Annotated in this window: 14 protein-coding genes; 9 read left to right on the forward strand and 5 right to left on the reverse strand. The window is 69.5% G+C overall.

The window, feature by feature from the left end; translation table 11 throughout:
* Positions 1-119 precede the first annotated feature (119 nt).
* The gene (locus P7644_RS13020; RefSeq protein ID WP_404299693.1) at positions 120-701 is read right to left on the reverse strand and encodes a Fe-Mn family superoxide dismutase; all 582 of its coding nucleotides are present in this window, start codon (positions 699-701) and stop codon (positions 120-122) included.
* A 144-nt stretch (positions 702-845) separates the two neighbouring features.
* Positions 846-2,183: an exodeoxyribonuclease VII large subunit gene (gene xseA, locus P7644_RS13025; protein WP_404299694.1), complete on the reverse strand. Its 1,338-nt coding sequence runs from the start codon at positions 2,181-2,183 to the stop codon at positions 846-848.
* 362 nt (positions 2,184-2,545) lie between these two features.
* On the opposite strand from xseA, the gene P7644_RS13030 reads away from it, so the two are divergent.
* The 6 genes from P7644_RS13030 (at position 2,546) to adk (ending at position 6,370) form a co-directional block, all read left to right on the forward strand.
* Positions 2,546-3,175 carry a MotA/TolQ/ExbB proton channel family protein gene (locus P7644_RS13030; protein WP_404299695.1) on the forward strand — a complete coding sequence of 210 codons (630 nt, stop codon included), beginning with the start codon at positions 2,546-2,548 and terminating at the stop codon, positions 3,173-3,175.
* Positions 3,176-3,191: 16 nt separating this feature from the next.
* Positions 3,192-3,617 carry an ExbD/TolR family protein gene (locus P7644_RS13035; protein ID WP_404299696.1) on the forward strand — a complete coding sequence of 142 codons (426 nt, stop codon included), beginning with the start codon at positions 3,192-3,194 and terminating at the stop codon, positions 3,615-3,617.
* A 4-nt stretch (positions 3,618-3,621) separates the two neighbouring features.
* The gene (lpxK, locus tag P7644_RS13040; RefSeq protein ID WP_404299697.1) at positions 3,622-4,617 is read left to right on the forward strand and encodes a tetraacyldisaccharide 4'-kinase; all 996 of its coding nucleotides are present in this window, start codon (positions 3,622-3,624) and stop codon (positions 4,615-4,617) included.
* A gap of 8 nt (positions 4,618-4,625) precedes the next feature.
* Complete coding sequence (locus P7644_RS13045; RefSeq protein WP_404299698.1) at positions 4,626-4,808, forward strand: Trm112 family protein; 183 nt, start codon at positions 4,626-4,628, stop codon at positions 4,806-4,808.
* Positions 4,805-5,590, forward strand: a complete 786-nt coding sequence (gene kdsB, locus P7644_RS13050; protein WP_404299699.1) for a 3-deoxy-manno-octulosonate cytidylyltransferase — start codon at positions 4,805-4,807, stop codon at positions 5,588-5,590. The genes P7644_RS13045 and kdsB overlap by 4 nt, the downstream gene beginning before the upstream one ends.
* 123 nt (positions 5,591-5,713) lie before the next feature.
* Complete coding sequence (gene adk, locus P7644_RS13055) at positions 5,714-6,370, forward strand: adenylate kinase (protein WP_404299700.1); 657 nt, start codon at positions 5,714-5,716, stop codon at positions 6,368-6,370.
* 45 nt (positions 6,371-6,415) lie between these two features.
* Here the strand turns inward: adk and P7644_RS13060 are convergent, their stop codons facing one another.
* On the reverse strand, positions 6,416-7,366 hold the full coding sequence (locus tag P7644_RS13060; RefSeq protein ID WP_404299701.1) for an asparaginase: 951 nt from the start codon (positions 7,364-7,366) through the stop codon (positions 6,416-6,418).
* Positions 7,367-7,456: 90 nt separating this feature from the next.
* On the opposite strand from P7644_RS13060, the gene lexA reads away from it, so the two are divergent.
* Both lexA and P7644_RS13070 read left to right on the forward strand, forming a co-directional pair.
* On the forward strand, positions 7,457-8,131 hold the full coding sequence (gene lexA / locus P7644_RS13065) for a transcriptional repressor LexA (protein ID WP_404299702.1): 675 nt from the start codon (positions 7,457-7,459) through the stop codon (positions 8,129-8,131).
* A gap of 147 nt (positions 8,132-8,278) precedes the next feature.
* Complete coding sequence (locus tag P7644_RS13070) at positions 8,279-8,638, forward strand: hypothetical protein (protein ID WP_404299703.1); 360 nt, start codon at positions 8,279-8,281, stop codon at positions 8,636-8,638.
* A gap of 171 nt (positions 8,639-8,809) precedes the next feature.
* Here the strand turns inward: P7644_RS13070 and P7644_RS13075 are convergent, their stop codons facing one another.
* Positions 8,810-10,246, reverse strand: coding sequence for an NAD-dependent succinate-semialdehyde dehydrogenase (locus tag P7644_RS13075; RefSeq protein WP_404299704.1), 1,437 nt, complete (start codon positions 10,244-10,246; stop codon positions 8,810-8,812).
* A 116-nt stretch (positions 10,247-10,362) separates the two neighbouring features.
* Entirely contained in the window at positions 10,363-12,822 is a 2,460-nt protein-coding gene (locus P7644_RS13080) for a DNA internalization-related competence protein ComEC/Rec2 (protein WP_404303198.1), read from the reverse strand.
* A gap of 202 nt (positions 12,823-13,024) precedes the next feature.
* On the opposite strand from P7644_RS13080, the gene P7644_RS13085 reads away from it, so the two are divergent.
* Positions 13,025-13,483, forward strand: a complete 459-nt coding sequence (locus tag P7644_RS13085; protein ID WP_404299705.1) for a RidA family protein — start codon at positions 13,025-13,027, stop codon at positions 13,481-13,483.
* The last annotated feature ends 98 nt before the right edge of the window (positions 13,484-13,581 follow it).

The following is a 13,581-nucleotide window of genomic DNA, read 5'->3' on the forward strand; positions in this document are numbered from 1 at the left end:
AAATCCCGCAATGCAAAATTTTCTCCCAGGGAAATGGCTTTTTTTGCAAGTCTTATACAAGAGTCCAAGAAAAAGGGCCTGGGGATCACTCCCCAGGCCCTTTTCCCGGATGTCAGGCGTCAGGCGAAGTTGGCCTCGGCAAATTTCCAGTTCACCAGCTTATCCAGGAAGGTCTCGACAAACTTCTGGCGCAGGTTGCGGTAGTCAATGTAGTAGGCGTGCTCCCACACATCCACCGTCAGCAGGGCCTTGTCGGCCGTGGTCAGAGGCGTGCCGGCGGCACCGGTGTTGACGATGTCCACCGAGCCATCGGCCTTCTTCACCAGCCAGGTCCAGCCCGAGCCGAAGTTGCCCACGGCGCTCTTGACGAAGGCCTCCTTGAAGGCGGCGTAGCTGCCCCACTTGGCGTTGATGGCGGCGGCCAGCGCGCCGGTGGGCTCGGCGCCGCCATTGGGGGCCATGCAGTTCCAGAAGAAGCTGTGATTCCAGATCTGGGCGGCGTTGTTGTAGATGCCGCCGGAGGATTTCTTCACGATTTCCTCGAGCGTCATGCTCTCGAACTCGGTGCCCTTTTGCAGGTTGTTCAGGTTCACGACATAGGCGTTGTGGTGCTTGCCGTGGTGGTACTCCAGCGTTTCCCGGCTGTAGTGGGGGGCCAGGGCATCAATAGCATAGGGCAGCGCAGGCAGGGTATGTTCCATGGTGTTGTCCTTCGTGGGTTGTGGTGAGGGGATGGCCGATGCCAGCACCGGCAAGGCAACGGACATTGTAGAAAGTAGTAGCAAACCCCGCTGAGGCCGCACCATGACCCCTGCCTGCCGGTGCGGGATTGCCGATGACGGCGCCTACAGCAGGCGGCGCTGCGTCACCGCCAGGTCCAGTTCGCCCTCGGCCAGCCGCGCATGCACGGCATCGCCATGGCGCACCTGGCTGGGGCGCATCACCGGCTGGCCCTGGGCATCGGTCAGCAGGGCGTAGCCGCGCTCCAGCACCCGTTGCGGGTTGAGCAATTCCAGCCGCAGGGCGGCGCGCTCCAGGCGCTCGCCGCGCTGCATCAGGCTGCGTTGCACGATATGCGGCAAATTGGCCTGTAGCGCTTGATGGGTCTGCGCAACATGCTGTGTTTTCAATAGCATTCCATGGCGCATGCGCTGGGCCAGCTGCGCCAGGCGCAGCTGTTGGCGCGCCACCAGGCCCGAGGGCCGGCCCAGGCGCTGGGCCGCCTGGTCCAGCCGTTGGTGGCGCAGGTCGATCTGGCGCTGCACGCCGTCCTGCAGGCGCCCGGCGAGCAGCTCCAGCGCACCCAGCCAGACGGCGCGCGGCTCGCTCACAAGCTCGGCGGCGGCGGTGGGCGTGGGCGCGCGCAGGTCGGCGCAGAAGTCGGCGATGCTGAAGTCGGTCTCGTGCCCCACGCCGCTGACCAGAGGCACTGGGCTTTGCACGATGGTGCGGGCCACGCGCTCATCGTTGAAGGCCCACAGGTCCTCTATGGAGCCGCCGCCGCGCACCAGCAGGATCACGTCGATGGGCGGCGCAGCCACAGTTTTTGAGGCCAAATCGCCATCTGACGCTTGCCTACCCTGCGCAAGCAGATACAACTTCGATAGCGCATCGCAGATCGAGGCCGGCGCCGGCGCACCCTGCACCAGGGCCGGCACCAGTACCACCGGGATATGCGGCACGCGCCGGCGCAGGGCCGTCACCACATCGTGCAGGGCGGCCGCGCCCGGCGAGGTGACCAGGCCTATGCCGCGCGGCATGGCCGGCAGCGGTCGCTTGCGCGCGCCGTCGAACAGGCCCTCGGCCTCCAGCCGCGCCTTCAGAAGCAGGAACTGCTCGAACAGCGCGCCCTGCCCCGCGCGGCGCATGCCCTCGACGATGAGCTGCAGATCGCCGCGCGCCTCATACACGCCAAGCTGGCCCTGCACCTCCACCAGCTCGCCGTCGCGCGGCATGAAGTCCAGCTGGCCGGCGGCGCGGCGGAACATGGCGCAGCGAATCTGTCCCTGCCCGTCCTTGAGCGTGAAGTAGCAATGCCCGCTGGACGCGCGCGAGAAGCCCGAGATCTCGCCGCGCACCGCCACCGGGTTGAAGCGCGCCTGCAGCGCGTCAGCAATGGCGCGGCATAGCGCGCCGACTTCCCAGATATGCGCCGCCGGCGCTGCACCCTCACGCTCAAACATGGGCCGCTCCTTGCCTGTACGGGCATGTGCGGGCCGCAATAGTCCACAGACTGGCATGAGCGGCCGCCACGAAGCGAAGTTTGCAACCACCCCCCCGCAAATCACGCATACATGCGCAAGTCGTTGATTTCAAATAATTTTTCAATGCGCAATTTTTCATCAATCTAAGCAAACCACGCATTGGCGCCACCTGGCGGGCTTTGTACACGCGGTTTCCCACAAAGTTATCCACAGAAAATGTGCGTCAAGCGCCGCTGGCGCGCAGGTGGTGTCGGCCCGGCCAGCGCCAAGTCCGTCGAAAAGCGGTGACCGCAAGCTGCGCCATAATCCGGCGCTGCCTTCAACCGTGTGCGGAGTGAGAATTGCTGTCGATCATACAAGCCGCAGGCTGGCCCATCTGGCCCCTGATTGCGTGCTCCATCCTCGCGCTGGCGCTGGTTTTCGAGCGCTTTGTGGCCCTGAAGACGGCCCGCGTCGCCCCCCCGAGGCTGCTCGATGAGGCTATCACCGTCTCCTCCAGGGCCGTTCCCCCTCCCGACGTGGTGGCCCAGCTGGCACAGAACTCGGCCCTGGGCGAGGTGCTGGCCAGCGGCCTGCGCACCTTGAACAGCAACCCGCAGAGCAGCGAGGCCGAGCTGCGCGCCGCCATGGAGGGCGCGGGCCGCACGGTGGCCCACCGCCTGGAAAAATACCTCACCGCCCTGGCGACCATTGCCTCGGCCGCGCCGCTCCTGGGCCTCTTGGGCACGGTGATCGGCATGATCGAGATTTTCGGCGCCCAGGCCGGCACGGGCGCCGTGGGCGGCGGCAACCCGGCGCAGCTGGCACATGGGATCTCGGTGGCGCTGTACAACACGGCCTTCGGCCTGATCGTGGCCATTCCCACGCTGATCTTCTGGCGCTACTTCAGGAGCCGCGTGGACGCCTACCTGCTGACGCTGGAACTCGCCTCGGAACAGTTCGTGCGCCACATCGGCCGCCTGCGCAAGTAACCGGCACAGGCCCGCCATGAACTTCCGCCCCCGCCAGAAGGAAGAGCCGGAGATCAACCTGATCCCGTTCATCGACGTGCTGCTGGTGATCCTGATCTTCCTGATGCTGTCCACCACCTACAGCAAGTTCACCGAACTGCAGCTGACCCTGCCCGTGGCGGATGCGCAGCAGCTGCGCGACCACCCCAGGGAGGTCATCGTCTCGGTGGCCGCCGACGGGCGCTACGCCGTCAACAAGACCACGCTGGAGGGCCGGCATGTCGAGCAGGTGGCGCGAGCCCTCGCCGAGGCCGCCACGGCCGGGCCGAACAGCGTGCTCATCATCAGCGCCGACGCCGCCGCGCCACACCAGTCCGTGGTCACGGTGATGGAGGCCGCGCGCCGCGTGGGCCTGGCGCAGATCACCTTCGCCACCCAGTCGTCGGCCACGGCCGGCCGGTGAACCCATGACCGCCGCCACGCGGCTGCGTCGGGCCTGGCAGCAGCGCGGCCTGCTGGCCATGGCGCTATGGCCGCTGTCCCTGCTGTACGGCGCACTCAACGCCCTGCGCCGCGCGCTCTATCAATGGGGCCTGCTGCGCAGCGAGCGCCTCCCCGTGCCGCTCATCGTGGTCGGCAACGTCATCGTGGGCGGCGCCGGCAAGACCCCCGTGACCCTGGCCTTGGTGCAGCATCTGCGCGCCGCGGGCTGGCGCCCGGGGGTGATTTCGCGCGGCTACGGACGCACCACCACGGATTGCCGCGAGGCGCGGCCCACGGCCAGCGCCGCCGAGGTGGGCGACGAGCCCGCGCTGATCGCGCGCGCGGCCGGCGTGCCGGTGTTCGTGGCGCGCCGGCGCGCCGATGCCGGCCGGGCCCTGCTGGCGGCCCACCCCAGCTGCGACATCCTGGTGTGCGACGACGGCCTGCAGCATCTGGCGCTGGCGCGCGACCTGGAGGTTTGCGTCTTCAATGACGAGGGCTCGGGCAACGGCTGGCTGCTGCCCGCAGGCCCCTTGCGCGAGCCCTGGCCTCGCGCCGTGGATCTGGTGCTGCATGCCGGTGCGGCGCCCGGCGGGCCGGCGCCGCAGTTCGCGCTGTCGCGCACGCTGGCCCCGTACGCCGTGGATGCCAGCGGCCGGCTGCTGCCGCTGGCGCAGCTGCGCGGCCAGGGCCTGCACGCACTGGCGGCCATCGCCCGGCCGCAGGACTTCTTTGCCATGCTGCGCGCCCAGGGCCTGGCACCCGCCACCGAGGAGGCGCTGCCAGATCACTATGATTTTTCTAGCTGGCAGCGCCCTATGGATAAGCGCTTGAGGCTTGTTTGCACCGAAAAGGACGCCGTCAAGCTCTGGCCCGCCCACCCCGACGCCCTGGCCGTGCCGCTGGAGGTGCAGATCGCGCCGGCTTTCTTCGACGTACTCGACGCCCGTCTGGCGTCGCTATCATCGCCACGCCATTGAGGAACACCATGGACCCGAAACTGCTTGAACTGCTGGTCTGCCCCGTCACCAAGGGCCCGCTGACCTATGACCGCGAACGCCAGGAACTGATCTCGCGCAGCGCGCGCCTGGCCTATCCCGTGCGCGACGGCATTCCCGTGCTGCTGGAGAACGAGGCCCGGCCCCTGACCGATGAGGAGCTGGAACGGTGAGCGCCGCCGCGCCGTTCACGGTGCTGATCCCGGCGCGCCTGGCCTCCACGCGCCTGCCGGGCAAGCCGCTGGCCGACATCGCCGGCCTGCCCATGGTGGTGCATGTGGCGCGCCGCGCCGCGCAAAGCGGCGCCCGGCGCTGCGTGGTGGCGGCCGACGACGCGCGCATCGTCGAGGCCTGCCGCCTGCACGGCGTCGAGGCCCTGCTGACGCGCGCCGACCATGCCAGCGGCAGCGACCGCCTGGCCGAGGCCTGCGCACTGCTGGGCCTGGCCGGCGACGACATCGTGGTCAACGTGCAGGGCGACGAGCCGCTCATCGACCCGCGGCTCATCGACGCCGTGGCCGCGCTGCTGCACGCGCGCGCCGATGCCAGCATGGGCACGGCCGCCCACGCCATAGACAGCGCCGCCGACTTTGCCAACCCGAATGTGGTGAAAGTGGTGCTGGACGCGCACGGCCTGGCGCATTACTTCAGCCGCGCGCCCATTCCCCATGCGCGCGACCACGCCCCGGGCAGCGCCTGGTGGCAGCAGGGCCAGGGCGTGCCCGCGGGCTTTGCGCCGCTGCGCCACATCGGCATCTACAGCTACCGCGCGGGCTTTCTGCGCCGCTTTCCCGAGCTGCCGCCCGCGCCCACCGAGCAGCTGGAGGCACTGGAGCAGCTGCGCGCCCTGTGGCACGGCCACCGCATCGCCGTGCATGTGGCGGCGAGCGCACCCGGCGCCGGCGTGGATACGCCCGAAGACCTGGAGCGCGTGCGCGCCCTGCTCGCCGGGTAGGCGCTGCGTCAGCTTGACGCAGGATGCGCATGCTATCCTTGCCCGCGCAAAAAAAGCACCGGCCGCGCATCCACGCGCCTGCCGATAGAGTGCCCACCGATTTCAAAACACCAGAGGACATCCATGAGACTGATTTTGCTGGGCGCGCCAGGCGCCGGAAAGGGTACGCAAGCGGCCTTCATCTGCCAGAAGTTCGGCATCCCGCAAATCTCCACGGGCGACATGCTGCGCGCCGCCGTCAAGGCCGGCACGCCGCTGGGCCTGCAGGCCAAGGCCGTCATGGATGCGGGCCAGCTCGTCAGCGACGACCTGATCATCAACCTGGTGAAGGAGCGCATCGCCGAGGCAGACTGCGCCAATGGCTTCCTGTTTGACGGCTTCCCGCGCACCATCCCCCAGGCCGACGCCATGAAGGCCGCCGGCGTGAAGCTGGACTATGTGCTGGAGATCGACGTGCCGTTCGACGCCATCATCGAACGCATGAGCGGGCGCCGCTCGCACCCCGCCTCGGGCCGCACCTACCACGTCAAGTTCAACCCGCCCAAGGTGGAAGGCCAGGACGACGTGACCGGCGAGCCCCTGGTGCAGCGCGAGGACGACAAGGAAGAAACCGTGAAGAAACGCCTGCAGGTGTATAGCGACCAGACGCGCCCGCTGGTGGACTACTACTCCGGCTGGGCCAAGGCCGATCCCGCCGCAGCCCCCAAGTACCGCGCCATTCAAGGCACGGGCAGCGTGGAAGAAATCACTGCGCGCGCTCTGGCCGCCCTGAGCAACTGATCACCTTGCGCAGCGACAACGCCCCGCACCGCGGGGCGTTTTGCTTCATGGCGCCCGCATCAGCTCCAGCATCAGGCTGATGCGCGCCTTCACCGGGCTTAGGCCCTCTGCATCGCGCCAGGGTGCATCGCACACCTCCAGCATGCGCCCCTGCGGGCAGCGCGAGGCCACCCACACCCGCACACCGGCGGCCACGGCGCGCGCCAAGGCCTTCTCCAGCGCATGGTGCAGCGTGCCATTGCCGGTGGCGGCGGCCACGATGCCCCGGACCCTCTTCTCCACCAGCCAATCCACCAGGGCGCCGTCGCTGCCGGCATGGCTCAGCACAATCTCCACGCGCGGCCAGGCGGCGGCGCCCAAGGCCGGCAGCAACGCGGCATGGGGTGCTGCCAGCGCCAACGGAGCGCGCCCATGCGCCCAGCGCACGCGGCCCGCCTCCACCCAGCCCAGGGGCCCGGTGTCGCCGGAATCGAACGCATCCAGGCGCAGCGGATGCACCTTGCTCACCGCGCGCGCACCATGCACCACGCCCGCGGCCACCACCAGCACGCCACGCGCCTGGGGCTCGGCCGCCAGGCTCACGGCATCCAGCAAGTTCTGCGGCCCATCGGGCACCAGCGCCGTGGCCGGGCGCATGGCGCAGGTCAGCACCACGGGTTTGGATGTATCGAGCAACTGGTGCAGCAGCCAGGCCGTTTCCTCCAGCGTGTCCGTGCCATGCGTGATGACGATGCCGGCAACCAAGGGGTCGGCCAGGTGGGCGGCACAGCGCTGCGCGAGCCGCGCCCAGACGTCGAAGTCCATGTCTTTGCTATCGAGCTGCGCCACCTGCTCGGCCGCCAGCGCACCGCCTGCGGCCTGCTCCAGCCCGGGGATTGCGGCCAGCAGCTGCCCCACACCAATCTGCCCTGCCGTATAGCCCACATTGGCCCCGGCCACGCTGGACGTGCCGGCAATCGTGCCCCCGGTGCCCAGCACCACGATTTTTCTTTGCATATTTGCTTGCGCCTTTTAAAAAACTGTTCAAAAATACAGTTACTGGATCAAAAAACAGTTGTCCTTCACCACCCGTACTGGATTAGCACCATGCTCGACAGTCCCAAGCTCACCGCCCGCCAGCAGCAGATCCTGGACCTGATCCAGACCGCCATCGCGCGCACCGGCGCTCCCCCCACACGCGCCGAGATCGCGGCCGAGCTGGGCTTCAAGTCCGCCAACGCAGCCGAGGAACACCTGCAGGCCCTGGCACGCAAGGGCGTCATCGAACTGGTGAGCGGCACTTCGCGCGGCATCCGGCTGTGCGGGCAGACCGTGCGCAACATCAACGCCGTGCGCGGCACACAGTTCAGCCTGCCGATCCCGGGCCTGTCGCAGCTCACGCTGCCGCTCATCGGCCGCGTCGCCGCAGGCTCGCCGATTCTCGCCCAGGAGCATGTGGACCAGACCTACACGGTCGAGGGCAGCCTGTTTGCGCACAAGCCCGACTACCTGCTCAAGGTGCGCGGCATGTCCATGCGCGATGCCGGCATCATGGACGGCGACCTGTTAGCCGTGCAGGCCACGCGCGAGGCGCGCAGCGGCCAGATCATCGTGGCACGGCTGGGCGACGACGTCACCGTCAAGCGCCTCAGGCGCACCGGCAGCGCCATCGAGCTGCTGCCCGAAAACCCCGACTACCCCGTGATCCGGATCGCTCCGGGCGAGCCCTTCGAGATCGAGGGCCTGGCCGTAGGCCTGATCCGCAACACCATGCTGATGTAGCCAGCACCGGCGCCGCCGCAGGTGGCGGGCGTTTGGACTGCGGGCCGGCCACCTGCCTGCAGCCAACCCTGCGGTTGTGCGTCTTTCTTTATCCGGCAATCCTGCCTGTGTTTCACTTTTATGCCCCTGGCATCAAGGAGTCTTCACATGGGATTCGCCCTCTTTGCCCTTTCATCGCTGCACCTGCACCTGCCCCTGCGCCGCGTGGCTCAGCGCATGCGCTCGCGCCCTGCACTGCATAGCGTGCCTGGCAGCACCGACGACGGGCCGCGGCACACAGACGGCACCAGCGCCGCGAAGGCTCCCGAGATCGCGGCACACCCGCCCCCCCCGCAGGCACATGCGACACAGGCCCCCCATGCAGCCAGTGCAGCACACTGCGCTCCAGCTGCACAGCGTCCGCTGCGCGTGATCCTCAATCGCCATGAGGGCAAGGCCTGCCGGCTGGTGATTTCCGGGCGCATGGCCGATGTCTGCGCGGAGCTGGAGCGCCTGGCGCTGCATTGAGGGATACATTCTTCTCAACGCCTTGCGCACCTTCATCGCACAACCGCATCTACGCCACTTCGCCTGCGGCCACAGGGCTTTGCGGTTTCACACCCACTTGCCCGCCGAGCAGATGGGAAAAGCCCCGGCGCCTTGCCGGCCGCCGGGGCTTCTGCTTTGCAGCGCCAGTGATCAGACGTTGGTGATGGAGATTACGCGCGTATTCAGGCAGGCCTCCAGCGCCTCCGGCCCGCCCTCGGAGCCATAGCCCGAATCCTTGATGCCACCGAACGGCAGCTCGGCCGTAGGCGTGGCCGGCTGGTTGATCCACAGCATGCCCACCTCCACGCGCTGCGAGAGCAGGTGCGCGTTCTTCAGCGAACGCGTGAACGCATAGCCCGCCAGGCCAAACGGCAGGCGGTTGGATTCGGCGATCGCGTCCTCGAGCTGCGTGAAGCCGCGCACCGAGGCCACGGGGCCAAAGGGCTCTTCGTTGAAGATGCGCGCGCTGGTGGGCACGTTGTCGAGCACCGTGGGCGCGAAGAAGTTGCCCACCTCGCCGATGCGCTCGCCGCCGGCACGCACGGTGGCGCCGCGTTGCACCGCATCGCCCAGCAGCTCGGCCATGGCGGCCACGCGGCGGGGGTTGGCCAGCGGGCCCATCTGCGTGCCCTCGGCCAGGCCGTCGCCCACCTTCAGGCCCTGGGCGTGGCGCGTGAGCGCGGCCACGAAGTCGGCGCGCACGCTCTCATGCACCAGGAAGCGCGTGGGTGCGATGCAGACCTGGCCGGCGTTGCGAAACTTGGCGCCACCCGATGCCTTGACAGCCAGCTCGATGTCGGCGTCCTCGCAGACGATCACCGGCGCATGGCCGCCCAGTTCCATGGTCACGCGCTTCATGTGCTGGCCGGCCAGCGCGGCCAGTTGCTTGCCCACGGGCGTGGAGCCGGTGAACGTGACCTTGCGCACGACGGGGTGCGGGATCAGGTAGTTGGAAATCTCGGCCGGGTTGCCATACACCAGGCCCACGGTGCCGGCGGGCAGGCCCGCGTCGGCGAAGGCGCGGATCAGCTCGGCCGGGCTGGCGGGCGTCTCCTCGGGCGCCTTGACCAGCACCGAGCAGCCCGCGGCCAGCGCCGCGCCCAGCTTGCGCACCACCTGGTTAATGGGGAAGTTCCAGGGCGTGAACGCGGCCACCACGCCCACCGGGTCTTTCACCACCAGCTGACGCACGGCCAGGTTGCGCGAGGGCACGATGCGGCCATAGACGCGCATGCCTTCGTCGGCAAACCATTCGATGATGTCGGCCGCTGCCAGGACCTCGGCGCGCGCCTCGGCCAGGGGCTTGCCCTGCTCCTGCGTGAGGATGGCGGCGATGGCGGCGGCACGCTCGCGCACCAGCACCGCGGCGCGGCGCATGGCCTTGGCACGCTCGATGGCGGGTATGTCACGCCAGGCCTCGAAACCCTTTTGCGCAGCCGCGAGGGCGCGGTCCAGATCGGCAATACCCGCATGCGCCACGCGACCGATCTCCTGGCCCATGGCCGGGTTATGCACGGCCAGGGTCTTGCCGTCGGCGGCATCCTGCCATTGGCCGGCGATGAAAAGGCGGGTATCGGGGTAGCGCATGCGGTTGCTCCTTGTACTGCTGCTGGGATGAAATCAATTTGCCGACTATAGGCTGTCGCGCAGACAGGCCGCGCCCCTGCGCCCCGGCATCCGACTGCACATGCGGGAATTCCTGATCACTGCGCGCCAAGGGGCCAGGCATGGTGCCAATAGCGGCGCGCGGCCTCGCGTTCGCAGTGCACGGCCTGCGGCGTGCTGGAGGACCAGCGCGCCGCACCGCATTGCGCCGTCTGCACCAGGGCCATGCCATGCCCCCGGTAGCGCGCCGCCACCTCGGGCGCGGGGTGGCCGAAGCGGTTGCGGTAGCCGGCCTGCACCAGGGCCAGGCGCGGGCGCACGGCAGCGACAAAGGCCTCGCTGGACGAGGTCTTGCTGCCATGGTGCGGCACCAGCAGCAGATCGGCCGCCAGGGGGACGCCCGCGGCCACCAGGGCCTGCTCCTGCGCGCGCTCTATGTCGCCCACCAGCAGGGCCGAGGCGCCCGGCACCCCGCCCTCGGCCGCGGCCGTGATGCGCAGCACGCAGCTCAGCGCGTTGGACTTCGGCGCCTTGGCGCCGGGTGCTGCCGCTGGGGCGGGGGCCATGTCCGGCGGCGGGTACAGCATCTCGAAGCGCACGCCGTCCCACTGCCAGCCCTGCCCTGCCGCGCAGGGCTCTACCGGGCGCAGCGCCTGCAGCACGTGGCCGGCCCCGATCGAGCCCTGCAGCCGCGCCCGGAGCTGTGCGCTCAGCACCGCGGCGGCGCCGCCCGTGTGGTCGCTGTCGCGGTGGCTCAGCACCAGCAGGTCCAGCCGCTCGCCCAGGGCGCGCAGGAGCGGCACCAGCACGCGCTCGCCGGCGTCGCTGTCCTGGTGGTAGCGCGGGCCAGCGTCATACAGCAGCGCATGGCGCGCCGTGCGCACCAGCACAGCCTGGCCCTGGCCCACGTCGGCCGCCAGCAGCTCGAACTGCCCCGGTGCGGGCCGCGGCGCCTGCCACCACAGCGCCGGCAGCAGCAGCGGCAGGCCCAGGACACGCCAACCCCAGGGCAGGCGCAGCGCCAGCAGCGTGCCCCCGGCCACGGCCGCCACGCCGGCCCACAGCGGCGCCATGGGCAGGGCAAGCTGGGCCCAGGGCCAGGCGGCCAGCCACTGCAGCGGCAGCGACAGAACCTGCACGCACCAGGCGGCGGCCTGCCACAGCGGCGCCCACAGCACGCCCAGCAGCGCCAGCGGCGTGACCACCAGCGTGGTCCACGGAATCGCCAGCAGATTGGCCAGCAGGCCCACGAGCGAGACCTGGCCGAACAGCAGCAGCGTGAGCGGGGTGAGCGCCAGCGTCACCACCCACTGCTCGCGCAGCAATGCATGAAAATGGCCTTTTACGCTTGATGGACGGGCGCCAATAGCTCCCGAATCCGTAGCAAAAAGCACCCCCACGGCAACAAAGCTGAGCCAGAACCCCGGCTGCAGCAAGGCCCAGGGGTCGGCCGCCAGCACCACGGCGCAGGCCAGCAGCCACACCTGGGGCCAGGGCCAGCGCCGCCCCGACAGGCCGAGCAGCGCCACCGTGGCCAGCATGCCCACCGTGCGCTGCGCCGGCACGCCCCAGCCGGAAAACAGCGCATAGGCCGCGGCCAGCAGCACGCCGCCCACCAGCGCCGCCGTGGGCGCGGGCAGGGCCAGGCACAGGCGTTGCGAGCGGCGCCAGGCCCGCTGGATGAGCGCGGCCGCGAGCCAGGCGAACAGCGTGATGTGCAGGCCCGAGATACTCATGAGGTGGGCCACGCCCGTGGCGCGGAACAGCTCCCAGTCGGCGCGCTCGATGGCACGCTGGTCGCCCGTGACCAGGGCCGCGACCACGCCCATGGCGCGCTGCCCGGCCATGTCGGCCGCGGCGGCCCGCCGCACGATGGCGTCGCGCACGCGCTGGCGCAGCTGCTCCACGGGATGCTGCCAGGTGGCGGCCAGCCGCTCAGGCGGGCCGTGCAGCGCATCCAGGCGCGCGCCGGTACGCACATAGCCCGTGGCCTGCACGCCCTGCTCCCACAGCCACAGTTCGTAGTCGAAGCCATGCGGGTTGCGCCCACCATGCGGCGCCTTGAGCCGCACCGTGAGGCGCCAGCGCTCACCCGCCTGCAGCGCGGGCGGGGGCCGCACCTCGTCCGGCACCGCCGCCTGCGCGCCGTCGCCCGGGGTGCTGGCGTACCAGGACAGATCGATGAGCGCCGGCACGCGCACGGGCGTGCCATCGAGCCGCGCCGACTCCACCGCCAGCCGCAGGCGCAGCCCGGTTTCGCGCGACTGCGGCATGGCGGCGATCACGCCGGTGACCCGCAGGTCGCGCCCCTCCAGCTCGGGCGCCAGGGCATCGGCCAGAAAGGCCGCGGCGCGCAACCCGCACAGGCCGTAGACCAGGGCGGCGGCAATGAGCAGCACACCCGCGCCATGCCAGCGCCGCGCGCCTTGGCGCTGCGCCGCATGGGCCAGCGCAAGCACCGTACACAGGCCAGCGCCCAGCAACGCCGCATAGGCCGGCCATGGCCACAAGGCCGGCTGCTGCAATTGCAGGGCCACCCCCAGCAAGGCGCCCAGCAAGGCCGCCGGCAGATGCCATGGGCGCGCCGCATGCCCGGGCACGGGCAAAGGGACTGCCGCGGTCCGGGCCGCGTCAGCGCTCCCTCCACCAGGCTGTTGTGCAAGCATGGGCGCATGCTAAGGTATGCGCCCTTCCAGCGCCGGCCGGCAGCACGGGCGGCGCACCCTGTTCAATTGTGTTTATTTGTGTTTAAGGACTGCCATGAGCGTTTACGACAAGCTGAAAGAACTCGACATCACCCTGCCGCCGGTGGCCGTGCCCGCCGCCGCCTACGTGCCCTACGTGCAGACCGGCAACCTGGTCTTTCTGAGCGGTCACATCGCGCGCAAGGACGGCAAGCCCTGGGCGGCCCAGCTCGGCAAGGACCTCAGCACCGAGGAAGGCAAGGCCGCCGCGCGCGCCGTGGCGATTGACCTGCTGGGCACGCTGCACGCCGCCACCGGCGGCGACCTGAACCGCGTGCAGCGCATCGTGAAGCTGATGAGCCTGGTGAACTCCACAGGCGACTACACCGAGCAGCACCTGGTCACCAACGGCGCCAGCGAGCTGCTGGGCGAGGTGTTCGGCGACAAGGGCCGGCACGCGCGCAGCGCCTTCGGCGTGGCGCAGATCCCCATGGGCGCCTGCGTGGAGATCGAGCTGATCGCCGAGATCGACTGAAGTAACTCGCAAAAACAGGAGCTGCCAGCGCTTGGCACACATTGGGTTTCGATGGTTTTAACCATCAAACCCAGTGGTGGTGTGCGCTGGCAGCTCTT

Origin of the sequence: Alicycliphilus denitrificans (assembly GCF_044792555.1) — a bacterium.
GTDB lineage: Bacteria > Pseudomonadota > Gammaproteobacteria > Burkholderiales > Burkholderiaceae_C > Alicycliphilus > Alicycliphilus denitrificans_A.

Excerpts from the sequence above, each read along its gene's own strand:
- P7644_RS13020 (WP_404299693.1), bottom strand. The coding sequence starts at position 701 with ATGGAACATACCCTGCCTGCGCTGCCCTATGCTATTGATGCCCTGGCC.
- xseA (WP_404299694.1), bottom strand. The coding sequence starts at position 2,183 with ATGTTTGAGCGTGAGGGTGCAGCGCCGGCGGCGCATATCTGGGAAGTC.
- P7644_RS13035 (WP_404299696.1), top strand. The coding sequence starts at position 3,192 with ATGAACTTCCGCCCCCGCCAGAAGGAAGAGCCGGAGATCAACCTGATC.
- lpxK (WP_404299697.1), top strand. The coding sequence starts at position 3,622 with ATGACCGCCGCCACGCGGCTGCGTCGGGCCTGGCAGCAGCGCGGCCTG.
- P7644_RS13045 (WP_404299698.1), top strand. The coding sequence starts at position 4,626 with ATGGACCCGAAACTGCTTGAACTGCTGGTCTGCCCCGTCACCAAGGGC.
- adk (WP_404299700.1), top strand. The coding sequence starts at position 5,714 with ATGAGACTGATTTTGCTGGGCGCGCCAGGCGCCGGAAAGGGTACGCAA.
- P7644_RS13060 (WP_404299701.1), bottom strand. The coding sequence starts at position 7,366 with ATGCAAAGAAAAATCGTGGTGCTGGGCACCGGGGGCACGATTGCCGGC.
- lexA (WP_404299702.1), top strand. The coding sequence starts at position 7,457 with ATGCTCGACAGTCCCAAGCTCACCGCCCGCCAGCAGCAGATCCTGGAC.
- P7644_RS13070 (WP_404299703.1), top strand. The coding sequence starts at position 8,279 with ATGGGATTCGCCCTCTTTGCCCTTTCATCGCTGCACCTGCACCTGCCC.
- P7644_RS13075 (WP_404299704.1), bottom strand. The coding sequence starts at position 10,246 with ATGCGCTACCCCGATACCCGCCTTTTCATCGCCGGCCAATGGCAGGAT.
- P7644_RS13085 (WP_404299705.1), top strand. The coding sequence starts at position 13,025 with ATGAGCGTTTACGACAAGCTGAAAGAACTCGACATCACCCTGCCGCCG.